General features: G+C 53.8%; 27 protein-coding genes. 4 read left to right on the plus strand and 23 right to left on the minus strand.

Annotation, left to right across the window (positions count from 1 at the left end; translation table 11 throughout):
- Positions 1–862, plus strand: an 862-nt coding sequence (locus tag VLA04_00855) for a hypothetical protein (protein HSI20246.1), incomplete at its 5' end; no start/stop codon positions are given.
- Positions 863–978: 116 nt separating this feature from the next.
- On the plus strand, positions 979–1,578 hold the full coding sequence (locus VLA04_00860) for a hypothetical protein (GenBank protein ID HSI20247.1): 600 nt from the start codon (positions 979–981) through the stop codon (positions 1,576–1,578).
- A 41-nt stretch (positions 1,579–1,619) separates the two neighbouring features.
- Here VLA04_00860 and secF read toward each other — a convergent pair whose 3' ends face one another.
- The 4 genes from secF to VLA04_00880 form a co-directional block, all read right to left on the minus strand.
- Positions 1,620–2,564, minus strand: coding sequence for a protein translocase subunit SecF (secF, locus tag VLA04_00865; GenBank protein ID HSI20248.1), 945 nt, complete (start codon positions 2,562–2,564; stop codon positions 1,620–1,622).
- A 2-nt stretch (positions 2,565–2,566) separates the two neighbouring features.
- Entirely contained in the window at positions 2,567–3,835 is a 1,269-nt protein-coding gene (secD, locus tag VLA04_00870; GenBank protein ID HSI20249.1) for a protein translocase subunit SecD, read from the minus strand.
- A 12-nt stretch (positions 3,836–3,847) separates the two neighbouring features.
- Complete coding sequence (locus VLA04_00875) at positions 3,848–4,504, minus strand: hypothetical protein (GenBank protein ID HSI20250.1); 657 nt, start codon at positions 4,502–4,504, stop codon at positions 3,848–3,850.
- Positions 4,505–4,569: 65 nt separating this feature from the next.
- A complete protein-coding gene (locus VLA04_00880) occupies positions 4,570–4,953 on the minus strand; it encodes a hypothetical protein (GenBank protein HSI20251.1) in 384 nt (127 codons plus the stop codon).
- 83 nt (positions 4,954–5,036) lie between these two features.
- Here VLA04_00880 and VLA04_00885 point away from each other — a divergent pair, with 83 nt between their 5' ends.
- Positions 5,037–6,044, plus strand: coding sequence for an ADP-ribosylglycohydrolase family protein (locus tag VLA04_00885; protein HSI20252.1), 1,008 nt, complete (start codon positions 5,037–5,039; stop codon positions 6,042–6,044).
- A 37-nt stretch (positions 6,045–6,081) separates the two neighbouring features.
- Here the strand turns inward: VLA04_00885 and VLA04_00890 are convergent, their stop codons facing one another.
- The 18 genes from VLA04_00890 to VLA04_00975 form a co-directional block, all read right to left on the minus strand.
- A complete protein-coding gene (locus VLA04_00890; GenBank protein HSI20253.1) occupies positions 6,082–7,008 on the minus strand; it encodes an RluA family pseudouridine synthase in 927 nt (308 codons plus the stop codon).
- Positions 6,992–8,044 (minus strand): DNA recombination protein RmuC, encoded by a 1,053-nt coding sequence (locus VLA04_00895; GenBank protein ID HSI20254.1) that lies wholly within the window; start codon positions 8,042–8,044, stop codon positions 6,992–6,994. Before VLA04_00895 ends, VLA04_00890 begins: the two co-directional genes overlap by 17 nt.
- A gap of 20 nt (positions 8,045–8,064) precedes the next feature.
- Positions 8,065–10,893 (minus strand): ATP-dependent DNA helicase, encoded by a 2,829-nt coding sequence (locus VLA04_00900; GenBank protein ID HSI20255.1) that lies wholly within the window; start codon positions 10,891–10,893, stop codon positions 8,065–8,067.
- A 13-nt stretch (positions 10,894–10,906) separates the two neighbouring features.
- Positions 10,907–11,518 (minus strand): hypothetical protein, encoded by a 612-nt coding sequence (locus tag VLA04_00905; GenBank protein HSI20256.1) that lies wholly within the window; start codon positions 11,516–11,518, stop codon positions 10,907–10,909.
- Positions 11,515–12,024, minus strand: coding sequence for an NUDIX domain-containing protein (locus VLA04_00910; GenBank protein HSI20257.1), 510 nt, complete (start codon positions 12,022–12,024; stop codon positions 11,515–11,517). The genes VLA04_00905 and VLA04_00910 overlap by 4 nt, the downstream gene beginning before the upstream one ends.
- Before the next feature lie 3 nt (positions 12,025–12,027).
- Positions 12,028–15,201, minus strand: coding sequence for a vitamin B12-dependent ribonucleotide reductase (locus VLA04_00915; protein ID HSI20258.1), 3,174 nt, complete (start codon positions 15,199–15,201; stop codon positions 12,028–12,030).
- Positions 15,194–15,661, minus strand: coding sequence for a transcriptional regulator NrdR (gene nrdR / locus VLA04_00920; protein ID HSI20259.1), 468 nt, complete (start codon positions 15,659–15,661; stop codon positions 15,194–15,196). The genes VLA04_00915 and nrdR overlap by 8 nt, the downstream gene beginning before the upstream one ends.
- Before the next feature lie 193 nt (positions 15,662–15,854).
- Positions 15,855–16,124, minus strand: a complete 270-nt coding sequence (locus VLA04_00925; protein HSI20260.1) for a hypothetical protein — start codon at positions 16,122–16,124, stop codon at positions 15,855–15,857.
- A 58-nt stretch (positions 16,125–16,182) separates the two neighbouring features.
- Positions 16,183–17,463: a cell division protein FtsZ gene (gene ftsZ, locus VLA04_00930; protein HSI20261.1), complete on the minus strand. Its 1,281-nt coding sequence runs from the start codon at positions 17,461–17,463 to the stop codon at positions 16,183–16,185.
- A gap of 99 nt (positions 17,464–17,562) precedes the next feature.
- A complete protein-coding gene (gene ftsA / locus VLA04_00935) occupies positions 17,563–18,801 on the minus strand; it encodes a cell division protein FtsA (GenBank protein ID HSI20262.1) in 1,239 nt (412 codons plus the stop codon).
- Positions 18,802–18,921: 120 nt separating this feature from the next.
- Positions 18,922–19,299, minus strand: coding sequence for a hypothetical protein (locus tag VLA04_00940; protein ID HSI20263.1), 378 nt, complete (start codon positions 19,297–19,299; stop codon positions 18,922–18,924).
- A 119-nt stretch (positions 19,300–19,418) separates the two neighbouring features.
- A complete protein-coding gene (locus VLA04_00945) occupies positions 19,419–19,736 on the minus strand; it encodes an RNA-binding protein (GenBank protein ID HSI20264.1) in 318 nt (105 codons plus the stop codon).
- 117 nt (positions 19,737–19,853) lie between these two features.
- Positions 19,854–20,225, minus strand: a complete 372-nt coding sequence (locus tag VLA04_00950; protein HSI20265.1) for a diacylglycerol kinase family protein — start codon at positions 20,223–20,225, stop codon at positions 19,854–19,856.
- Positions 20,212–20,673 carry an rRNA maturation RNase YbeY gene (gene ybeY / locus VLA04_00955; GenBank protein HSI20266.1) on the minus strand — a complete coding sequence of 154 codons (462 nt, stop codon included), beginning with the start codon at positions 20,671–20,673 and terminating at the stop codon, positions 20,212–20,214. Before ybeY ends, VLA04_00950 begins: the two co-directional genes overlap by 14 nt.
- A 6-nt stretch (positions 20,674–20,679) precedes the next feature.
- Positions 20,680–21,117 carry a GatB/YqeY domain-containing protein gene (locus tag VLA04_00960; protein HSI20267.1) on the minus strand — a complete coding sequence of 146 codons (438 nt, stop codon included), beginning with the start codon at positions 21,115–21,117 and terminating at the stop codon, positions 20,680–20,682.
- Between the two features lie 14 nt (positions 21,118–21,131).
- Entirely contained in the window at positions 21,132–21,323 is a 192-nt protein-coding gene (locus VLA04_00965) for a 30S ribosomal protein S21 (protein ID HSI20268.1), read from the minus strand.
- A 65-nt stretch (positions 21,324–21,388) separates the two neighbouring features.
- Positions 21,389–21,751 (minus strand): HIT domain-containing protein, encoded by a 363-nt coding sequence (locus VLA04_00970; GenBank protein ID HSI20269.1) that lies wholly within the window; start codon positions 21,749–21,751, stop codon positions 21,389–21,391.
- Positions 21,748–22,170 (minus strand): hypothetical protein, encoded by a 423-nt coding sequence (locus tag VLA04_00975; protein HSI20270.1) that lies wholly within the window; start codon positions 22,168–22,170, stop codon positions 21,748–21,750. The genes VLA04_00970 and VLA04_00975 overlap by 4 nt, the downstream gene beginning before the upstream one ends.
- A gap of 200 nt (positions 22,171–22,370) precedes the next feature.
- Between VLA04_00975 and VLA04_00980 the strand changes: the two genes are divergently transcribed.
- Entirely contained in the window at positions 22,371–23,129 is a 759-nt protein-coding gene (locus tag VLA04_00980) for a transglycosylase SLT domain-containing protein (GenBank protein HSI20271.1), read from the plus strand.
- Between the two features lie 101 nt (positions 23,130–23,230).
- On the opposite strand, the gene VLA04_00985 is transcribed toward VLA04_00980, so the two are convergent.
- Positions 23,231–24,135: DUF3048 domain-containing protein (locus tag VLA04_00985; protein HSI20272.1), on the minus strand; the 905-nt coding region annotated here is incomplete at its 5' end.

The following is a 24,135-nucleotide window of genomic DNA, read 5'->3' on the forward strand; positions in this document are numbered from 1 at the left end:
GGAGCGGGGCTTTAGCCACCTTCCCCAGATTCGCGCCGCACTTCTGTATGGGTCGACAGCCCAACTGCTTGCGACCCCGGAAAAACTAACGCTGGCCGATGACTTGCAGGTCATTCTGCTCTATAGCGCCGATACGCCCGCGGAAGAGATCGATCTCCGCTGTGGGTTGGGAGAACTGGTGGGTGACCTGCGGGGACGTCCGCTTGGCATTACCTGCAATGTGCACCTAGAAAACATGGTGGCATTACTCTCTGGTGCAGAAAGTGGGGTGGGGCCAAGTATGTACCGCCACCTGTTCTATATGGGAGGCAGGAAAGACGCACTGACGCTCGGTAAGAAAAACCCCGTAAGTTACTTGCAACCTACCTGGCTTGATCATTCAAAGCCAACGGTGCAAAATCTTTTTTACCGGCAAGGCATGGAGTTCCTTGCTGCGAGGGAGTCAGTCCTGTCGGGGTTGTTTACCCGGGGCGGAGATACGTCGTCGGAGCGCTATAACGCGCTTTCCGATGTCCTCTCGGGACCAGTCCGGCTCGCGCGCCAGGCGTGTGAAGCATGGAAGGGTGTCCAGGCATTCCCCCGGGGCGATACAGCTGACCAGGTGGCGCACATGTATCGCCAGCTCGTGGAAAAGAAGGGTCTCCCTCAACTGGCAGACGAGCTTGACCGGTTTATTGGGCTCAAGCAGCAGTACGTGGAGCGCGTAAAGCCCCTTTTTAAGGAGGGCAAGCACCGCTACCACGTCTTCCCTAGTACCAAGACAAGGGACATGTACCGGCAGATTCTTACGGAAACCATCCATAGCAATCTGGAATCGTACGTGAGCTTTATCCGTGGCAACCGGATCTTGTTTATGCGGTAGTATCAAAAGGCACCCGACCGGGTGTCTTTTTCTAACAGGTTTGCAAACCTGGAATCGAATTGCTATTTCCGACGGCTTTGGTATGGTGGGCTTACTTTGAAAATAGGAGTGGAGATATGAGTAGTTTGTTGGAGTTAGTTGAACGCCCTTTACGCCAGATCCTCAGTGCTGACTGGGAAGAAGTACTGGCAGTTAGGTTGTCTTACGTGGCACAAACCCCTTTGTGTGTGCGTAATGAGCAGCTCATAAAAGAACTGAACCAGCTTTGTGGAAAGAATCTTTCCCCCGGCTCATTCAGGGCCGCAGACGAATGGCTGAATGAAATCCGGTCGTCCCCAGAGTTTGCGGCCTACAGGAAACTTAGTATCGCCTGCGAAGTTACGGCGAACTACCTTGAGGGGCCTATGGGCTGGGATGCTGAAAGTGCAAACCTTCCAGACTGGCAGCTTGCATGGTGGACGCCGGTACGGTTCAGCCAAAAGCATGGGGTGGAATTCTATTCCCGCAAGCTGGATGGCCAAGAACCCTCAGGTCGCAGTATTTGGGATGGTGGATGGCGTCATCTTCCCTTTTACGTTGTGGAACCTTCCTTCCATGGCTTGTCCCGTAAGCACCAAGAAGGATGTGTCAAAGCCTTGGCTGTAACACGCCTCTTCTCACTTGCAGAGTCACTTTCTCGGTACGCCCCCGCCTCAGTGTTGGCCGGCAGTGCCTAAATCAAAAACCCCAGCCATTCCGGCTGGGGTCCTTTTTTATATTACCGGCGCTTTAACGGGGTAAGCGCATTCTTATTCACCCAGTTCTGCCAGCTTACCAAGATTGGTGCGGCATTGAAGATGGAAGAATACGTACCAACTGCAATCCCCAGTGTAAGGGCGAGGATAAAGTTGCGGATGGACTCCCCACCAAGGAGAAGGAGTGACACTAGGACAATCAATACTGTCATGGAAGTGTTCAGTGAGCGCGCCAATGTCTGGTTCAGGCTTGAGTTGGCAATCTCTTCAAACGGCTTGGTAGGAGTGCGACGCAGGTTCTCGCGGATACGGTCAAATACCACAATGGTGTCATTAACCGAGAAGCCAAGGATGGTCAGTAGGGCCGTGATAAAGAGTGCATCCACCTCAATGGTTGGGAAGAAGTGGCCGATGATAGAGAAGGCGCCAACGGTAAAGAGGATGTCGTGGGCAAGTGCAAAGATGGTGGTAACCGCAAAGCGCCAGCTGCTCGTAGGGCGTGGCACGGAACGGAAAGAGTATGCAATAAACGCCACGATAGCCAAAGCGGCTAAAATGACCGCTGTAACGGCTTTGCGAGTGGTGTCTTTAGCTACTGAGCCACCAATGTTCTGGAAACTCTGTTCGGTCACCTCCTGGCCATTGCTGGTGAAGGTATCTACAAGCTTGGTTCCTTCTTCTCGCGGTGTCTTCCCTTCTGCGTTAGGGAAGCGAATGATCACATCCTTGTCCCCGCTGGTTTGGATGGTGGCACCATGAATGCCTGCCTTGGCAATGTCCTCGCGGATGGTATCAGCGCTAGGCCTATCCCCTACGAAGCTGAGTTGTTGGAGAGTACCGCCTTTAAAATCGATACCTACGTTGAGGCCCCAAACGAAGAGTGAAATGATCCCTGGGATAATGAGAAGTGTGGATACGATGTACCAGGTCTTCCGGTTCCCAATAATGTTGAAAGCGCGTTTTTCCATGACTATTTGAATTCTAGGAGACGGGAGAAGCGGCTGCCGGCAACGAGAAGCATCCAGTTGCGGACCACCGTAATGGCGGTGAAGAGCGAGAGTAGCGTACCGATGATCAGTACGACGGCAAACCCACGCACTGGCCCGGAGGCAAAGATGAAGATAATGAAGGCCGAGATAAGCCCTGCCAAGTGGGAGTCGCGGATACTGGTCCACGCACGGCGGAACGACTCATTTACCGCTACAGGGAGTGGCTTCCCCTGCCGCAATTCTTCCTTCAGACGTTCAAAGGTCAGCACGTTGGTATCAATGGCAATGCCGATGGAAATAATAAACGCTGCAATGCCGGCCAGCGTCATGGTGACAGGAAGGAACTTGAAGAGTGCGATGTTCAGGAGAGAGTAAACAATGAGGGCTAGGCTGGCGATGACTCCGCACCAGCGGTAGTAGGCAATCATGTAGAGCAAGATAAGGAGGAGGCCTACCGCACCGGCAAAAATACTGCGGCTAATGGCATCGCTACCTAGGGTTGCACCAACCGTCTGCTCTTGGACAAGTGTCACTGGTACAGGGAGTGCACCGCTCTTGAGCTGAAGGGCAAAGTCTTTGGCGTCCTGGGCGGTAAAGTTACCGCTGATGATGGCCACGCCATCGGTAATAGCTTGGTTTACCGTAGGGTTCGAAATGAGCTGGTTGTCCAGGTAAATGCCAATTTGTTTGCCGGTATTGGCGGCAGTGGCCTCAGCAAAGGCGTCCTTGCCCTCATTGTTAAGCGTGAGGCGGACCTGCCACTGGTTGCCAGAAGTCAGGCCAGTTGCCTGCTGAAGAGGCTCTGCTACGGTTTGTTCGGCAATCACGTGCTTGCCTTCCAGGACTACGTTCCCTTCGGCATCCCTAAAGTCCAGCACAGCGGTTGAACCAAGGATCTCTTTGGCCTTGCTGATGTCGGAAACGCCAGGAAGGTCGACGATCATGGTTGGTTTGCCATTGCTGGTACCAGTACGAATTTCGGGTTCGGTAACACCTAGGGTGTTAACACGGCTCTCAAACACTTCACGCACACCATCCATGGCGGCAGCAACATCGCCAGCGGCAATTTTGCTGGTATCCGCTTCGTACTCAAGGTGGGCACCGCCTTTAAGGTCTAGACCCTGGCGCAGGGTGACATCACGGTTCCAAGTGCCCAGGAAAAGGCGTTCGGTACTAGGTTTAGCAATATAGCCGGCAAGGCCGGTTAGCACGAGGATTAGGACGAAGGTAATCCAAAGTCGTTGGCGCATAGGGTGAATTCGTTACGAGCGGTTTGGTGGTGTGTGCAAAACTGGGTACGGTAACAGCTTACCCTGTTTTGTGAGCTCCGGAAATACGGTGTCTTCCAGCATACAGAACTCATGCGGGATGGTGGCAAAAATCTTAGGTTCCATTATGTAGACACCAGTGAGATCGGTCAGGCTGCGGCTGGCCAGTGTTACCACTGGGTTGTGCTCACGGTGGAACTTGATGATGTTGCGCAGGTCTAGGTCAACAGGTTCAGCAATGTTCACAACAATGAAGGTTTGCTTGAAATGTTCTTTCAGTTCGGAAAGTGCGCCACCGGTCCCTAGTTCTGTTTGGTGGTAGGTAATGCGCACGCCGTACTCACTGCCGGTCCCGAGTTCTTGGCGGATCTTATCACCTTGGTACCCTAGAGCAACAATGAGGTCAAAGATGCCGGAGCGGCAGAGGGTTTGGAGGATACGGCGGATGGCCGGCAACCTGCGGACGGCATGCTCCCCTCCTGCTAAAATGACGGCTTGGCGTACCTGGGAAATCTGAAGGCTCTCTGTAACTAAAGATTCAACGGCGTGGGAACGGTTGCGAATGCGAATACCGTCGACAGTCTCGTCGATGCGTTCTGCAACTTCCTTCGAAAGTGAAATGGTGATGCGTACGCGTTCCTGAGGAGTCATAGATACAAGAAAAGAGGGTTGCCCCTCTTCAACTTCTTCACGATAGCAAGTGTCACCGCGCAGTGCTAGGTGGCAAGGAGGCGTGGGCTGACGGGTTCAGGGTTCTCTAGCCACTCGAGAGGTTTCCCTGCAGTGGTGACGGTGGTCTTGGCGTACGTGAACGCAACCTCCAGACTAGCATTGGCCTGCTCCCCTACCGTGCTCAGGTCTAGGGACCAGGCTGGGTAACGGGTGAAGCATCCGTATGAGTTACCCCTACCTTTAGGGAGGTTTACCTGGGAGCGCAGGCCACAGAGGGTGAAGTCTCCCCCACTGTCTTTGACAAGCAAGAGATACGGGTTGAGCCACCAGGCTGCTTCCCAGGTAACACTGCGCTTTTCATCCACAAAGTAAGCGCGGACGAGTCCAAGGAGTATGCCGCTTTCAAAAGTGAGAGTGTTTGGTTCCATATAATGATACTAGCAGGAGCCTATAGGGGTTGTCTTTATACCTCATTTCAGGTACGTTTCGCTTGTTCGCTGGAGGATTAACAATGAAGGAAAAAATTCAAGCCTGCTTGTTGGGCGCTGCAATTGGTGATGGCATGGGCCAGCCCTTTGAAACTATGTCGCGCAAACGGATTGCCAAGCTGGTCCCCGGCGGCGTCACCACGTTCATGGATGGCATGCAAATGAAGATCCGGGAAAACGCCAACTTACGAGCAGGACAGACTACCGATGACTTCCAGCTTTCAAAGATGGTGGGTTACTCGCTCATCAAGCACCGTGGGTTTAACCTGGAAGGAATGGAGAGCGCACATATACAGGCGCTTCGCAGTTCAACAGCTGGGTGGGGTGAAAATACCAAGCTGGCCATTCAGGCCTTCCTGGACTACGAAGAAACCGATGCGCGGGAGGGCCGAATGCGTGGCACGCCCTCAATAAGTAGTGGTCCCATGCGTGGTGCGGCAAATGGCGTGGCCATGAAGACTGCTCCCCTGGGGTGTTTTCACATGGCCCGTGATGGGGAGGCATTTTCCCAGCGCCAACTATGGTTGGAGTGCTACGCATTGGGTGTCATGACACACACAGATCCCCAAGCCTGGGATACTGCCTTTGCCGTGGCCTACCTGGCTGCTTGGGCTCTGGCTGATCCCATTGAAACGCATATGGATGCCAAGGATAGGTTGAAGCGGCTCATTGGAGCCATACCTAAGCAAAGCTCTTCCACACAGGCTGCGTTGGAACAGGGTGTGCGTATGATAGGCAATCCGGACAGGATTACCTTTGAGATCACACCCGGGTGGCTGGCAAACCAATCGGTGGTGTATTCCATTCTCATGTACCTTACCTATCGGGACGACTTCCAAGCGGGAGTTCTCCGGGCGGTGAACGACGGCATAGACTGCGATACTACCGCTTCAATGGTGGGGGCGCTCATCGGGGCTAACAGCGGCCTCGAGGTCATACCCCCGGAATGGCAGACCTTCCATCCCAGTTACCAAGAAGCCTTCACATTGGGTAGCTCTCTCTACGAGACAGCTAAACGATGCAGGCCGTAATTTCAGAAAGACCACCCAGTGCGGGTGGTCTTCTTTTTTACAGTGAGAATGAGCAGGGCTTGCCGGTTACCGGGTGGGTAAATGCCAAGTGCACAGCTTTCAGTTGTTGGTGGGTCAGTCCCATGCGCTCTGATAGCTTTTCAGAGGGCCGGTTGGCGTACAGGTGATCGCCAAGAACGGGGTGCCCAATAAACTTGGCGTGCACCCTGATTTGGTGAGTGCGCCCTGTTTCAATCTTTACACGCACTTTGGTGGCAAGTTCCGTAGGCCACTTAGGGTATGGCGCCCACACTTCTACTGGGGTGAAGTGAGTGGTGGCACTTCTCCCCTGCCCGCCTTCATGCGAGGCAACCATAGTATTAGTGGTGCCACTCTTGCGGTGAATGGGGGCCTCAACCGTCCTGGGTTCCTTCATTTCCCCATAGAGGAGCGTTTCGTATTCCTTGCTCACAGTGCGCTTATGGAACTGCTCGCTCAGTGCCAGCATGACAGGGCGCGTTTTAGCTACTACCATGAGGCCGCTCGTGTCTTTGTCTAGGCGGTGCACAATTCCCGGGCGCAACCGGCTTACCGTACTTTCAGGGTCATACAAGGCCCCTTTAATCTCTGGCCGAAGCGTAAGGAGGAGCTGGACGAGTGTGCCGGTGTCGTTGAAGGTATTAGGGTGGACTACCATGCCAGCGGGCTTGTCGATGACCATAAGGGCATCATCTTCATACACAATAGAAAGAGTCCCTGTTTCTGCGGGCGGGAACTCGGGGTCTGGTTCGGGTTCGGTAAAGCCTACGGTTTGCCCAACAAGGAGTACATGCTTAGAGGCGGCGGTCACATTGCCGTTGACTGTGGCGTGGCCAGCCTCAATAAGCCGCTGGATTTTGGAGCGGGAGTACTGAGGGAGCTTGCTGGTGATAAAAACATCCAGGCGTGTCCCCTCTTCAACCGTGAAGTTATGAGGCTGGGTCATCGAGGAGGGTTGGGAGCGGGTCGCCGGCCGCAATTTCTTTTTTGCTGAGGTTGCCAAGTTTGAGCTGAACCTTGCTCAGGCGTTTGTCGCTAGATTCAAAGCTCCCGGCTGCGTTCTTCAGATGAACGCCAACCTTGCGGTAGTCTTCGTCGAAGCGGGAGAGGTCACCATGGAGTTCTACCAGGCCGCGTTGGATTTCTTGCGCGCTCTGTTCAATCTCCAAACCACGAAGGCCAAACATGACAATCTCTAAGTAGGGATAGAGTGAGTTGGGTGATACTGGAATGACGTGATGCTCAAAGGCGTAGCGGGTCAGGTTAAAGCCGCCCTTGTCCTCAATGAATGCTTGATAGTAAACATTCTCAGCCGGGACATACATAAAAGCGTACTGGAGTGTTCCCTCAGTAGGAAGAATGTATTTCCGGGAGATTTCATCGATACGCTTTTTGACATCTGAGACAAAGAGCTTTTCGTGCTGCTTGGCGTCCGGGTTTTCCCGATCCATCATTTTCTTGAAGTTCTCAAGGCTGAACTTGGAGTCTATGGGAAGGAGGAGGTTGTCGCGCAGTTTGATGGCTGCATCTACTACCTCGCCGCTTTTGAAGCGGTGTTGGATGGAGATGTGCTGCTTGGGAATCATCTGGGTGAGCAGTTCCTCGAGCCAAATTTCCCCACGCTCACCGCGCAGTTTAGGTGCTTGCAGGATGTTCTGTAGATCCGCAATCCCCTGGCTCATGTCCAAGATGCGCTTGTTGTTTTCTTGGAGTTGCGCCAGGCGGGTCTGCAATTCATACACGACACGGCCGGTTTCAGCGACACGGTTGTGAAGTTGCCCCGAAAGGTTTTCAGAAGACTGTCGGTGTTGGTTAAGCTGCTCCAAAATAATTTGGAGGTTCTGCTGCTGGGCAAGTTGTACCGTCTGCATGAGCTCTTGGTTCATGGCGGTGACATCTGGCCCTTTTTTACGTGCCTGAGCAACCATCATGGCGCTGATGGCAAGGAGAACAACCGATACGGCAATGAGGACTATTTCCATGGGGATACTATACCAAACATTCACCGAATATACGATGAGCCATACCGCTTCCCGGAATCTGGGAAGTCACGATTGGCATACGCAGAGCGCATTTTTTCCACGATTGCCTTGGCTCGTTCAATATGGGTCACCAAATAGTCCTTTTTGACAGAGAAGCATGGGTTGCTCTTCGTGCGGAGGTAACACAGGCTTATCTCCCGGACTTGTTTGCGTTGTTGGATGAGGGCGGCAGCGTAGAGACCAAGTGGAAGGTTCTCCCGGACATCTGCCTCCTTAGCTTCTTTGCTGCCAGTTTTGTAATCGATAATGCTATGCGTACCATCCTCATGGAGGTCGATGCGGTCTACCTTACCGGTAATACGGAAGCCATCAGAAAGCTGGAGCGTAATAGGCTCTTCTACATACGCCGGGTAAAAATCAGGGGCAAGCGCGGCAAGGTGGGTGCGGATCATTTGTAGTCCAGCTTCCCGCTCAGTGTCCCGGTCCTTGCTGGTGGCGTACCCTTCCCCTACCCAGTGGCGGGCAAAGGTTTCTTCAAGGTCCAGCTCCACTTTTTCACGACGGGCATTGAAGATATCCCGTAGCGTGTTGTGTACCGCATTACCAAAGTTAATGGCGGTAATATCCTCAGGGATAATCTGTAAGACGTACTGCTCGTAAAATACGGCCGGGTTGTCTTCAAAGGCTTCCAAGGCTGATGCGCTCAGTTGGCGTGGGAACGCCAAGCCTTCGCGCGTGACTACCTGTTCTACCGGTGCGCGCATGGTGGTGCCCCGCAGTTCTTGGTCAGAGAAGTCTGGTGTTTCCGGTATCGGTAACGCTTCTGTCACAAAGGGAGAGGGTTTTGAACCAGTCTTGTTTGTCCCGTACCGGGCGGCATCGGTCAGGTAGAGGCGCTCCTTGGCGCGGGTAAAGGCCACATATGCCAACCGGCGCTCTTCCTCATGGGGTACGTTGTCCTTTAGGGGTGTGACGAGCTCCAATGGTAGCTGCAAGCTTCCCCCGCTCATTTGGAGCGGGAAGCGCCGCATCACCATGTTCACTACAAAGACTACTGGGAACTCCAACCCTTTGCTGCTGTGGGCGGTAATGAGGGTAATCCCTTCCGTGGGTGTGCTCAGTTCCGATTGGACGGTGACATCTTCCCCGCTCGCAATGAGCCTGTCCGTATGGTCCACAAAACTAAGGATGGTAGTTGGTTGGTGGAGCAGCTCAAACGTGCGCGCTTGGTTGTAAAGGGAGTTCAGGTGGATGGCCGCCCGTTCCTCCGCCGCTTCAATGAGCTTAGTCTGCCAGTTAGACTCCCCACAGATGTGAGCCCGAAGGGCTGTGGATGGGGCGCTGGCGGCGTGTTCGGCAAGGCGTTTCTCACAGTACTGCACGCTGGTGGCCAGGGTTTCATTCTCAATGGTTTCAGCGCTCTTGAGGGCGGTCCATAAGCTCTGATGCCGCTTCTTGGCGAGGATATTGAATTCTGCCACAGCTTCGCCTGACACATCAAAAGGCTCGCCTGTGAGAAGGCGGAACAGGTTTTCACTGTTGTGGGGCGAACTGAGGAACCGTAGGAAAGCGAGTGCCTGCACCACGCTAGGCTCTTGGAAAAAGTTCCCTTCCTTGGCGCGGCTAACCGGGACGCCCAATCCTTCTATCTCCTCATGGAAACTGTCGAGCTGGTTGTGAGAGCGGGCAATAACGGCAATGTCTGTAGGTGCGTACTCACCACTCTCCAGAAGGCCTTGAATGGTGGTGGCTACCCCTTCTGCCTCGTGGGTGCCCGTACTGTAATGCAAATAGGTTGGCTCAGTCCCCTCGCCTTTCTCAGCCACAAGCTGTTTGCTGATGCCAAGGTGCGCTTCTAACCGGTGTGGGTTGTTGTTTTGGATGAGCCTGTAGGCAGCATCTAAAATAGCTTGGGTGGAGCGGTAGTTCTGGGTTAGTGTCACTACACGCGCCTGGGGAAAACGGTCTTTAAAGTCCAGAATGTTTTTGACATTTGCACCGCGGAACCGGTAAATGGCCTGGTCATCGTCCCCAACGACAAACAAATTGCCCTGCTCTCCCGCTATGAGATAGGCAATTTCTGCCTGGATCGTATTGGTATCTTGGTACTCATCAATAAGAAGGTATTGGAAACGCTCTCGCTCTTCTTTCTGGACCAAGGGTGACGACTGCAAGATGTCCCGTGCATGCCTAAGTAGGTCGGCGTAGGTCAGTACATCCAATTCGGTGTACAGCTCCGTGGCAACGCGGTAACACTGGGCTAGCTCCAAGTACTCAGCAGCGCACTCAGCTTCAGGTTCTTCAGTGGCGGCAGCCAGTGCATCTCCCGCATGTTTAATGAGTACTGCTGGCGTAAGCTGCGCTTCTTTAGCTTGCTCTACGTAGCGGGCGATTTGTTTAAGGAGTGGGGTTGGGTTGTAGGCGCGGCGGTACTTCTCCAGGGGCAACCGCTCCATATGTTCCCGGAGTATCGCCACCTGGTCCGCCTCGGTGATAAGTCGGGCCTCAGGATTGATACCAATGCGGAACGCGTGCCGGCGGATGAGTTCGTTGCAGAAGGAGTGGAAGGTGCTCGTGGTAACAAAGGTGCCATACGGCAGAATCTCATCCAACCGCTCCTGCATTTCCCCTGCTGCTTTATCGGTGAAGGTAAGCGCGGCAATGCGTTCCGGTTCTATGTCGTGTTTAAGGACGAGGTGGGCAATCCGCTTGGTAATAACACTCGTTTTCCCCGTGCCGGCACCCGCCACAACCAAACAAGGCCCATCAACGTGGGTAATTGCTTCTAGCTGGGAGGTGTTGGTACCAGAGAGGATCTCCTGGATACGCTCGGCGTTTTCTTCGGACATCAGAGGTAGTGTATCAGGAGCGCAGCTTCCGTGCACTGGTGGCGATAAGGGTGGCAAATACCATGCCTACCATGAGTTTTTGTGCCAGTACGTGCACCGTGCGGGCATCGAGTGATGTTTCAGGCCGTGGACCAAGAAGGAGGAAGAGGAGGTAAAACAGGCAGGTAATGAGAAGGATGCGTGGCGCGTGCTCTTTGGTTGTCCGGGAGAGAAATGCAAAGGCAGTAATGAGCGAGGCCAAGAATGCGAGTAGTGCTACCCGGTGTGGCCAGAAGTATACGTCTGATGGCAATAGGCCTACTCCCAAAAGGCTGAGACAAGCCAGTGCGGCGCTCAGGCGGCTTCCCTGAGTCCCCTTTAGGGATTGGACATAGGAAGTAAGCGCAATGGCCGCACTTCCCAAGGCCATTGCCCAAAAGAGGTTGGTAAGGGGCTGGGGAGTATGGCTGTAAGGCAGCTTCACTCCTAAGTCACTTAAAAAATTGAAACCAAATGCGTAGCGGGCCTCATCTCTAAGAGGATTGCCGCCTGTGTATGTCAGCATCGCACAGGCGCTGGATACTACAAAAAGGATGCTTGCCCACAAAGTTGTCTCTACCTGGTTCCACGAAGCAGGTCGCTTCATTGGAAGTGGGCAATGGCGGTGGCTACTTCGTCTGCAATGCCGGCAATACACGGGAGGCCTTTGGCTTCCTCGGCATTGGCCCATGCAAAGTCAGTGAATGCGCCTTCCTCCAGGCTTACCTCTCCCCCGGCGTAAGTGGCGGCAAACTTAATGAGGATACTCGGAATGCCGTCAGGGCGGATGTACGCCACGCTGTTGAGGTACGTGAGCCCGGCACTAATGGTGACTCCCGCTTCCTCCATTACCTCACGCTCCAAGAGTTTCTCAATTGCCCCTTCGTAGTCCAAGACGTCACCGTTGAGGCGGGTTGGTTTGGTGATGTCCAAATCGGCCCACTCCAACTTACCGCCAATCACCCCGTACTTGCCGGGGTGAGCGGTTTCCTGTTCGCTTCGCTTGAGGAGTAGGCACCGGCCGTCTGAGGGCCGGTACACTACCACGTTCGCAACGACGTAGAACAGTTTGTCAGACTTAGCCTTGTCCAGGCTGATCTTGGATGCAGGCATCCTTTAGCTGCAGCCAGTGGTGCCACCGCAGTTGCGGCAGACATAGCAAGCTCCGTTGCGTGTGGTCATTCCACCACAGGCGCCACAGACCGGCGCATCGCTGGCAGTGTCAAAGTTGAACGGCTTCTCGTTGCCTTTGATCTCTAGGTGGACGGTGTGGTTAAGCTCTGCCTGGGCAACCCCTACGGCGCCAGCTTTCTCTTGCACGGTATCGACCGGTACGGAAACGGTAAGGTCTGTCGTAAGGTCCTCGTTCTTAGGGAGGTTGTTGTACCCAATCTGCTCGTGGGCAGTGCGGTCCAGGAACTTCATGCCCATCCAACGGAAGATGTAATCCACGATGGACTTGGCGATACGGATGTTCGGGTTGTTCGTCATGCCGGATGGTTCAAAGCGAACGTGGCTGAACTTGTTCACAAGCACCTCTAGCGGCACTCCGTATTGCAAGGCAATGGAAACGGCGGTGGCAAAGGAATCAATGAGGCCGGAGAGGGTTGTCCCCTGCTTGGCCATGGTGATGAAAATCTCACCTGGCTTGCCATCTTCGTAGAGGCCAACGGTAATGTATCCTTTGTGTCCTGCGATGGAGAACTTGTGGGTAAGTGATTGGCGCTCGTCGGAAAGCTTGCGACGGGTTTGGAGTGGTAATGGTGCGGGTGCACTTACGGCAACTGGCGCAGCTTCCTGCTCGGCTTTAATCCCTGTTTCCTCTTTCTTGTCTTCGTCCTTGTCCTTGGTACCAGCACTGTTCAAAGGCTGGGAGAGCTTGGAGCCGTCACGGTACATAGCGATGGCCTTAAGGCCAAGCTTCCATCCTTGGAAATAAATCTCACTGATCTCTTCAACGGTAGCTTCGTGAGGAAGGTTTACGGTCTTGGAAATGGCACCGGAGATGAACGGCTGGGCAGCAGCCATGATGCGGACGTGTCCCATTGGCTCAATGAACCGGGTCCCGTACTTACCGCACTTGTTGGCACAGTCAAAGATGGAGAGGTGCTCGTCTTTCAAGTGAGGGGCGCCTTCTACGGTCATCATGCCGCAGATGTGCTTGTTGGCTTCTTCAATCTCACGGCTGGTAAAACCAATCGCCTTAAGGAAGTCAAAGCTCATGTCGGAGGAGAAAGCGTCAGACTTAAGGTCTGCAGCTTCCAAGCTTTCCGTACTGATGTTCATGGTATTGAAGACGTGGGCCAATTCGAAGGTGCTCTTCAGCTGTGACTCAATTTTCTTCAAGTCAGACTCAGCAACGCCGCGGGCCTTCAAGGAGTCCCAGTTAATGAACGGTGCACCCTTGAGGGATCCGGTACCGGTAGCATATGTGATGATGTCGTCAATTTCAGATTCGGCGTAACCAAGGTTAGCCAAAGCCTGTGGAACGGACTGGTTCACAATCTTGAAGTGTCCGCCGCCAGCCAGCTTCTTGAACTTCACAAGGGCAAAGTCTGGCTCGATGGAGGTGGTGTCACAGTCCATGAGAAGGCCGATAGTGCCGGTAGGGGCAATAACCGTTGCCTGTGCGTTGCGGTAGCCATGCTTCTCACCAAGGGTTACTGCTTCTTCCCAGTCTTCCTGAGCAGCCTCAAGCAGGGTTGGCGGGCACAGTTCCTTGTCGATAACGTAGGTGGCATCGCGGTGCTTGCGCATGACACGGAGCATTGGTTCCTCGTTCAGGGCGTAGCCGTTGAAGGCGCCTTTGCGGGCAGCCATCTCAGCGGAAACCACGTAGGCCTTACCAGTAAGGATGGCGGTAAGTGCTCCGGTAATGGCAAAGGCCTCTGGGCTGTCGTAGGCAATGCCTTTGGTCATGAGGAGCGTGCCAAGGTTAGCGTACCCAAGTCCAAGTGGGCGGAAGTCGTGGCTGTTCTTAGCAATGGCCTGGGTTGGGTAGCTGGAGAAGTCCACAAGGATCTCCTGTGCCACAAAGAGCACGCGGATTGCCTGGCGGTAGCCATCAATGTCAAAGCGCCCGTCTTCGTCCACAAACTTCACAAGGTTGATGGAAGCGAGGTTGCACGCAGTGTCATCAAGGAACATGTACTCGGAACATGGGTTGGACGCATTGATGCGGTCCGTGTTGGCAGAGGTGTGCCAGTCATTGATGGTTGTGTCGTACTGTACGCCTGGGTCAGCACACTGCCAAGCGGCTTCACAGATCTGGCGCCAGAGGTCTTTGGCTTGGTAAGTGCCAGCCACGTTCCCTGTAGTGCGCTCGATGGTGTTCCATACTTCGTCATTCATGACGCGTTCCATGAAGTCATCGGAAACACGCACGGAGTTGTTGGAGTTCTGGGCGGTTACAGTGCCGTAAGCTTCACCGTTGAAGTCGGAGCTGTAGCCGGCTGCCACAAGGGCGGAAACTTTACGTTCTTCGCGTACTTTCCAGTTGATGAAGTCCTGAATCTCAGGGTGGTCCATGTCCAAGCAGACCATCTTGGCGGCGCGGCGGGTGGTGCCACCGGACTTAATGGAGCCTGCAGCGGCATCGAATACCTTAAGGAAGGAAAGAAGGCCGGAAGAGAGGCCGCCACCAGAAAGCATCTCCCCGCTTCCGCGGATCTTAGAGAAGTTGGAACCAGTGCCTGAACCGTATTTGAAGAGTGTTGCCTCGGCCTTAATAAGGTCGAACATCTTCATGAGGTCGTCCTCTGCGGACTGGATGAAACAGGCGGAACACTGTGGGCGGACATAGTTGTGCTCTAGCTGACGGACTTCGTGCTCATCAAAATCCCAGAACCAGTTACCCTTGGCTCCCAGGATGCCGTAGCGCTGGTGCAGGCCACAGTTGAACCAAACAGGAGAGTTGAAGGCGCCGCGCTGGGTTACCAGGATGGCAGTGAGTTCATCTTCAAAGGCGTCAGCATCAGCCTTGGAGTCAAAGTAATTGCCAAATTCCTCACCGGCTTCCCGGATGCTCTTGGCGATACGGGTCACAACCTGGCGGACACTTACTTCATGCCCTGTCTCCGGGACACCTGCCTTGCGGAAGTACTTGGAAACAACGATATCGGTAGCAAGCTGGCTCCAACCTGAGGGAATCTCAGCATCCTTCAGCTCAAAGATGGTGTCACCCTTTTCGTTGATAATCTTGGAGGTGCGCTTTTCCCAAGAGACAGTGTCAAAAGGGTGGGTTTTTCCATCGGTAAAGACGCGGGTAACAAGCGGAGAGGACTTAGGCATGACTGGTTTCTTTCGGATTAGCAGGCAACTTGTCGATGGCCTGGCTGAACTGGTCGAGGGTATTAAAGGCTTGGTAAACGGAAACGAAACGAACATAGGCAACTTCATCGGTCTTGCGGAGAAGGTCACGAACAAAGTCACCTACCTCTTGCGATGAGAGTTCCTCTTTACCTGTCTGGTAGACACGCTCAGATACCTCACTCACAATTTGGTCGATTTGAAGGTTGGAAACGGGTCGGTTCTTACACGCGGTCACAACGCCCTTGCGTATTTTTTCCGGGTTAAAACGTTCTTGGTTCCCATTTTTCTTCACCACCACAATCTGTGGGGCCTCTATTCGTTCGTACGTGGTATACCGGTACTTGCAGTCGAGGCACTCACGGCGGCGGCGGACTCCGTCGTGTACTTCCCGCGAGTCGACAACCTGGGTGTCGCGGTTTTTACACTTGGGGCACAACATGGCGGTAAGGTACTAGATATAGTGCTTCATTAATCGTAAGACCCCCCATATATTGCGTAAATATGCCTCGGACGTGGGGGTATAAGAAAGTGGCTTTGCGAGCTCTGTTTCGGATTATGTTCGGTAACTACATGTTGATATGTTTCATCAAAAAAAGAGCACATCTTGTGGATGTGCCCATGGAATGCAGCATTTAGCTGTCTAAGTGTATTTTCCGCTTGTCCCGGAGTCCGTTCTTGGTGTAGACGGGCTCAAGACGCCCTTCGCTGTCCCGTATAAGGATGCCCGTGGCTAACAGTTGGCGAATTTGGTAGTTGGTTTGTTCCCAGTCGCGGGAAGCGGGGTCAAATTTAAGTGCCCTGAGGAGGGCCTTATCAGTTCGCTTCCTTCTGTAGAGAGCCAGGAGAATGCTTTGTCTAAGAATTTCTGAGGGTTTTGGAGGTGCGCCAGTTTTTCCTGCCATGCCCTAGTTGTATCAGGACTTTCCCTAACAAAAAAGCCCCGGTTAAGGGGCTTTGCTGCTACTTCAGTTTGCGGCGGATGAAGGTTGGGACATCAAGTTCCTCTGCATCGTTCTGCTCTTCTTCGCGGTCGTGCTGGTTAAAGTCAGGACGGCGTGGCGGCTGGAGTGGCTGCTCGTACGGGTTTTGCTGTTGCTGCTGGTGCCCGTAAGGGTTTTGCTGCGGCATAGGCTGTTGGTCCTGCTGCTGCCGTTCCTGACGCATAGGCTCAGGCTGCATGGGCTGGCGCTGTGGTTGGGAAGGTTGGTACGGCAGTCCGCCTAGGGTGGTAACGGTGGTCTGTCCCGTTGGGTAGTTTGTACCGCTTTCATTAGGACGGCCCGTGGCTCCCACCATGAAACGGCGGTTCTGCTGTTGGCGGTTGGCTTCGTTTTCAAAGCCTGTGGCCACAACGGTAATCTTAACCTCACCCTGCATGGTTTCATCGATGATGGTACCAAAGATGATGTTGGCATCTGGGTCGGCAGCTTCGGTAATGGCCTTGGCGGCTTCGTCAATTTCGTACATGCCAAGGTCGGTGCCACCAGCGATGGAGAAGAGGATTCCCTTGGCACCATCTACAGAAAGCTCGAGGAGCGGGCTGTCGATAGCGGCGCGGGCAGCTTCAATGGCGCGGTTGTCACCTTGTGCGCGGCCAATACCCATAAGGGCGGAGCCGGCATCTTGCATGATGGTTTTGACATCGGCAAAGTCCAGGTTGATGATACCAGGCAAGGTAATAAGGTCTGAGATACCTTGCACACCCTGACGAAGGACATCGTCTACAACGCCAAAGGCGTCAAAGAGGGAGGTCTTCTTGTCGATGACCTGCAAAAGCCGGTCGTTCGGGATGGTAATAAGGGTGTCCACCTTGTCCTTGAGCTCTGAAATACCAAGGTCTGCTACCTTGCGGCGGCGCTGGCCTTCAAAGGCAAATGGCTTGGTGACTACGCCAACGGTAAGGGCGCCAAGTTCTTTGGCAATCTCTGCTACGTACGGCGAGGCACCGGTTCCGGTGCCACCACCCATACCACAGGTCACGAAGACCATATCCGAACCCTTAAGGGTCTCGTAAATTTCTTCTTTGTTTTCTTCTGCTGAACGGCGGCCAATTTCTGGATCTGCTCCAGACCCTAGGCCTCGGGTTGTTTCTTTTCCAATCTGAATCTTTACTGACGCATCGTTATTGGCGAGTGCCTGTGCATCGGTATTGATTGCCACAAATTCCACTCCGCGCATTTTGGAGTTGATCATGCGTTGGACGGTATTGCAACCACCTCCGCCTACTCCGACTACGCGAATAACAGCGTACCCGTCAGGGCCGCCTGGATTATTGTGAGATGTGTAACTGCGTGCCCCCGTGCCTCGAGTCATCATTAGCTGGCGTTATGTGAGATGAGCTTACGGAAGGATGTTTTTGAAGAGGTTTTTGGCGCGACCGATAGCGGAACCGAGAGGTAGATTTCCCGACCGCTTAGATGCTGTAGGTGCATTTCCGGCTTCCAGACCCCAAAGCATCAGTCCAACACTGGCAGAATACAGAGGGTCAGATATGTTGTCAATCATGCCTGAAACATCGTGGGTCAAGGTACCCACTTGCGCAGGCAACCTGAGGACGCTCTTGGTTAGTTCAACGATGCCTTCTTGCTTGGAGCCGCCACCGGTAAGAATGACACCAGCCGGGAGCATTCCCTCACGGCCAATCTTGCGCAACTCGTCACGGATCATCACAAGGATCTCGTTGAGACGGGCTTCGATGATCTCGGAAACATACTTAAGGCTGACTTTGCCTTCTTCCTTAGGGTCGATCTTTTTGAGGTCAAGTTCAGCGTTCTCCCCTACCTTGTCGGTGCAGGCGGTGCCGTACTTCACCTTAATGACTTCTGCAGTATCGATAGAAGTGCGAAGGCCAATGGCGATGTCGTTGGTGATATGGGTGGCGCCAATAGGAAGGACACCAGCGTGGAGAATGTCGCCTTCTTCAAAGACTGCAAAGCTAGTGGTGCCACCGCCGATATCAATAAGAAGCACACCAATTTCTTGCTGCCGCTTAGAGAGGACGGCGCGCGCACCTGCAAGCGGGGTGAAGACGGTGTCAGCAACGCGGACGCCGGCTTGCTCCAGGCACTTGGTGAGATTCTTGAGCGGCGCAGTGGCAGCGCTGATTACCTGGGTTTCCACTTCTAGGCGGATACCGGTCATGCCCACTGGGTCCTTAATCCCCTGGTGGCCATCAATAGAATACTCACGCGGAAGGGCGTGGAGGATTTCACGGTTTGGCGGCACGCTCACGGAGCGGGCGGCATCGAGTACGCGGAGAATGTCGTTTTCAGAAATCTCACCGTCTTGGCGGGACACGGCAATCACTCCCTTGGAGGAAGATGACTGAATATGTACGCCACCAATGGAAACGACTGCCTCGGTGACGGGCAGCCCGCTCATGCGCTCGGCTTCTTCCAGGGAGGCGGAAATAGAAGAAACGGTTTCTTCAATATCAACCACCATGCCTTTGCGAAGGCCATTGGAAGGGGCATAACCGACGCCGATGATGTCGATCCCTTTTTCTTGCATGTGACCGATACAGGTAGCAATTTTCGTGCTCCCTACATCGATTCCGACGACGACGTTTCTCTGACTCATATGTACCCAGTATAGGGATGATGTACTGGTGGGGCAACCCTATCAAAATTGGTGCGTCGAGGTATATCTCCAGGGAATAGAAAAGAGCACCTCTGAGAGGTGCTCTGGCGGGTCCCTTCCCTAGTTGGGGTGTATGGGAATAGACATGGCGTCGAACTGCCGGAAATACTCTTCGGGCCTAGGGGGCTCGGTGAGTGAGGCGATCAGCAGGTCGATGTCCGGCTCTTCTACCCTCTGAAGGTGAGCAAGGGAAAGTCCCCAGTTGGCTTCCGGTATGGGAAAGGGTGGTGGGAGGATGGGTAACCCTCCTTGGCACGATTCCGGGTAGAGAAGTTGGACAAGGGTGTGTCCGGGAGGTGGGCACACATCGTGAATGGTGAAGGGCTGTAGGCTATTCCTCCAGGTGTCAGTTTCTTCACTGGCCATGGGGGGATGCTGCAGTAGGCTTCTTACGTATGTGCAAACAATGGTGAAGATGGCCGCGAAGTCCACAAACATGCACTGTGTATAGCATAAAGAGTGCCCTTCGTCAATCTGGTACGGGCGGTGTGACCACATCCAGGCTAACTTTTCTAAGGATAAGAAAAGCGCCCCTGTGCGGGGCGCGTGAGTGAACGCTATTCGTAGCTTCGCCGGCTGCGTGTGCTGGAAGGCTCGTGTGGAATGGCTGCGGTGAGGCGCAGTGTGCGCCCCTGGAAAGCTGTGCCGTTCAGGGCCTCGATAGCCGCTTTCCCGGCCTCGTCGTCCATGGTGACATATCCTTCACCCTTCGGTAGGGTGGTAGTTTTGTCCGTGAGCACAACGGCGTCCGTGATCTTTCCGAATTGCTTGAAGAGCTTTCGGAGTTGGAAGTCGTTGAACGCCATGGCGTCCTGGTTGGCTTTCTGCCCTACACCTACTTCGACGACCGGCAATCCCAATATTTGAATTTTCATATTTGTTTTCGACTCCACATTCCTTGAGACGCGTGTCCCAAAAGATTTGCGGGAAATATACCACAAACACCCTGATTTGTCAAGGTGTTTGGAGTGGTCTGCCAGGTTAAAAGCTCCCTAGAACAGGGCCTTGATGTGAGGGTAGAAGACGAAAAAGCCAACACCCATCGCAATGAGGGCAGCAATGAGGACTGCGCCGGCCAAAGCATCTTTGACGTAGGCGATCTGGTCGTGGTTATGAGGGTGGACAATATCGAGCACCTTCTCAATGGCAGTGTTGATGATCTCGATGGCAAATACCAAGACTACAGCGAAGAAGAGAATGGCTACTTCAACGCGCGAGAGGTTAAAGGCATACGCGCAAATACCCAGGATAATGGAGGCAACCAAGTGTACCCGGGCATTTTGCTCGGTTTCTACAAGCCGAACAAGCCCGCGGAAGGCGTAGTAAAAGCTGCGGAAAAACCTGCGGTAACTAAATGCTCTCATAGGGTACGGGTGGAATATGGAGAGAATGCTTTGCGAGTACTTCTAGTATACGCCGCTCTTCGCTGATCCATGCAGCAAAATCCGTCTCGTGGTCGTAACAGAGGAGGTGGAGAAGCCCATGGTGGACCAGTTGGATGAGGGATTCTTGGTATTCCTCTGCTTTTTCCGGGCAGATCACAATGCTGCCAAGTAATGTTGGTTGCTGGCGCGCATGTTCCCTCAGGGTTTCAAAATCAGGAAAGGTGGGAAAGCTGAGGACGTCGGTTGGCTCGTCTATGTCGCGCTGCTGCTTGTTGAGGAGCTGCATTTGCTCGCGGTCAATGAGGGCCACGTCAACCAAGAAGCTTAGGTCCGGAAACGCCTCATCATACCCTTCTATAAAGGGCTGGAGGGAGCCTGATCCAATCTGTTCCGCATCCCGCTCGGTGAGGGCAAATGTCAAAGCCATAGGTACCTAGTAGAGTTCGTTAACAAGGCGGGCGGCGGTTTGACCATCTACACCCCCGTCAAACTTGGCCACGGCGGCTTTAATAAGCTCGCCTTTGTGGCGGGGCTCCAAGGCGCCTAATTCCGCAGCTTTTTCCTTAAGGAAGGCACGGACAGTGTCTTCATCTGCGGCAGCTGGCAGGTAGCGGGAGAGAATGGCGGCTTCTGCCTCTTCGGCCTCCGCTCGTTCGGTGCTGTTCCCCTGCTTGTAGAGGGTGGCAGCTTCGTGGCGCTTCTTTACTTCCTTGCGGATGATAGCGATGGCGTCTTGGTCACTTACTTCTCCCTGTTTGGCGATGGAGGCGTTTTTGAGTTCTGACTGAAGCATACGCAAAACCGAGACGGTTGTAGCGTCTCGGTTAAGCATGGCTTGCTTCAGGTCAGCACTGAGCTGGTCACTGAGCATAGGTGCAATTTAGGTTAGTACCACTGCTTTTCGTCGCGCAACTGGGCGCGGCGAACGGCGGCAGTCTTCCGTGCAAAACGGTTTGGCTCCTTCAAAAAATGCTGGCGGTCACGCACTGAACGGAGAATGCTGTGAGCCTGAAGAAGGCGGTTAAACCGACGGAGAACCTGCTGGTTCGTTTCTTTCTCTTTCTTGAGAACAATCATTTCGGGTGGAACCTGATTTAGATCTGAATAGTACCGACTTACTGTACCAGAAGGCTTGAATCTGATCAAGCGTTTATATTTGGGTCCTTCATATGGAGGCAGGCGCCGCCCAAGAGGTGGACATGCAAGTGGGGCACAACCTGGTGGGCGTTAGGGCCAATATTGGTCACAAACCGGTAACCAGTCTCTGCAATCCCCTCGTTTGCAGCAATTTCAGCCAGTTTGTTCATAAGTTCCCACAATAAGTCCTTGCTGTCGCTCATGAGAAGCTCGTGCATGCTCTTAAAGGGGTGCTTGGTAATCCCAAGGTAGTGGATGGGGGCATCCTTCTTAATATCTTCAATGACGATGATTCGTTCGTTCTCAAAAATAATGTTGGCAGGCGCTTCGCGGTCGATGATCTTGCTGAAAATGCTCTTATCGCTCATAGGAGGTCTTTGCTCTTAAGGAAATCTCGGTATACGTCTTTGATCCAACGGGTTTGGAGCTTGAGGATGTCCCCTGCTCCCCGGGTGCGGATCTCTCGGTTTACGATACCACCCTTATGCGGATAACGGTACTTCTGTTTCAGGGGTGAATGGAAGCCATGGGCATAATGGGCAAACTCGTGGAGGAGTGTGCCTTGGATGACGTACTCTGGCACGGTTTCGTCCTTAAAAAGCGAATTGATGGTGATGTACGTCACTGGTAGGCGGTACCCAGCGGTGGGTTTGGCGATGATGCTACCAAAGCGTGTCCGGCTCTCACGTCCAAAACGCACCAAAATGGTGTTTTCAATGGGCACGTCGGCAAAGTAGGTGCTGTGGATGTGGTCGAGCTGTTCGGCCAACCATTTGTTATCGCGCATGCTTCTAGGCTACCACATGATGTGTCTAACACCCCCGGTCATGTGCTTGTACTTTACCTGTAACCAATCTGAAGTATTCATTATCTATATTGACAAATATGCTCATCCGTGGTATATTTCGAACCATGCTTATTACCCGTATTATTCGGGGGGGTGTACGAGCTTCACTGCTTGTACAACATAAATTATCGCAGTCGCGGATGTGGATTCCCACAGAAATGTGGCGTCCGGCACGTGCACTGCTTGTTACATCACTCGTCGTGCGTGGGCTTATGCCTACCGCACTTGTGGCACCAGCTACAGCTGTAGCTGCCGGCCCTGACGACGCGGACCCTTCACCGCGCTTGGTGCGCGTGAGTGTGGAAGCCCAAGAGGCTCTCTACCTTACTCGCACCGAGGATCTATCATTAACCATTGCTTCCTCTGTGTTGCAGCCTATTCAGGTTGGTACCAGCGAGGCTGATGCTCGTGTTGCTGCGGAAGCAGCTGCGCGTGTTGAGGCTGAACGGGTTGCCGCCGAACAGGCCCGCATTAAGGCGGAAGAAGAGCGTAAGGCTGCTGAAGCACGCCGTGTTGCAGCTGCCAAGAAGGCCGCTGAGGCACGTAAGCTTGCGCAAGCAGCTCCCGCCTCTGTTAATGTAAGCCCGGTTACGTCCACAGGACGTGCCGAGAACGAGCAAATCGTTCGCGAAGCTGCTGCCAAGTATGGCGTAGACGTGAACCTGCTCCTCCGCATTGGTATGTGTGAGTCTGGCCTACGGTCAGAGGCACGCAACAAGAGCGGATCGGCTGCATCTGGAATGTTCCAGTTCATGCCGAGCACCTTCCGTGGTACGCCACAGGGTAAGGCTGGGATGTCAATCTTTGACCCCCGTGCCAACGCTGAGGCTGCTGCCTGGAAGATCTCACAAGGCGGACTTCGTGCCTGGAACGCTTCCAAGCACTGTTGGAACCGCTAACGGGCAGCCGACTCTCACCGGCAGAAACACATAAAATGGTTTCTGTTCGGTGGTGCCGGACTGCTAGCAAAAAAGACCCCCAACGGGGTCTTTTTTGTGTGCTAATAGCTTATTACAGTATCGGGGTGGACTACCTCAACCCAGGTATTGCCGCGGACAAGCTTCATTTCTGAGCCATCGGCGTTATAGTACCGGGTTCGCTCATTTCCTGAGCGCTTCCATGTTCCTACGGTGGCGATACCGTTATTAAGCACAACAACCTTGCCAGATCCGGTAAGGGTGAACTTACCTACTACCTTACCCCCGCTGCTGGTCACCTGTACGCTCTGAACGGTCTGCAGGACGATGTTCTTAGTGGTAATCACCTCTCCCGTGTCGGCGTCCTTGTGAGCTAGGCCTGCCATGGCACGCGCGTAGGTATTGGTTTTAGGGTCAAACGCCCATTTCACACCAAAAGAGGCGGAGGAGAAATCGATGGAAACATTCTGCGCTGCTCCCCTACTTGCCTCGGGTGCCTCATCGGTAAAGAGAAGTGGCTCATACCCGCCCGCCTGTTCATACTTTTTACTGGTGATGTGGTTCCATAGCTTCCCCGTAGAGCTGAACATGGTATGTTCCGTGCTTACATTCCGGCTGAAATCACGCTTGAAAGTGGGCTCACCAATGGCAAACTGGTCAAGGTCCGTGATTCCGCCATTGGCTTGAATGCTGGCCAGGGCGTCGCTGTTCCCGCCCACATGGGCCAGGAAGGCGTTGTATTCGCGTGCGTAGTCCAGGTAGTAGGTGCGGACACTCCGTACCGGCCCAACGCGGACATCCTTTGTATTGGCATCGGCATAAAGGGCAAGGAAGCGGGTAATGCCGCCCTCGGCAATGGCTTCGTATACCCAGTCTGCTTCTGCGAGACCGGCTTGCGGCCGGGCTTCTGGGTGATTCTCAATCATAATGCCGAGTGGGCGGATATTCTCCTGACCCGGCTCAACCATCGCGCCATCTAATTTCCGGG

This window comes from Verrucomicrobiia bacterium (genome assembly GCA_035460805.1).
GTDB lineage: Bacteria > Patescibacteriota > UBA1384 > CAILIB01 > CAILIB01 > DATHWI01.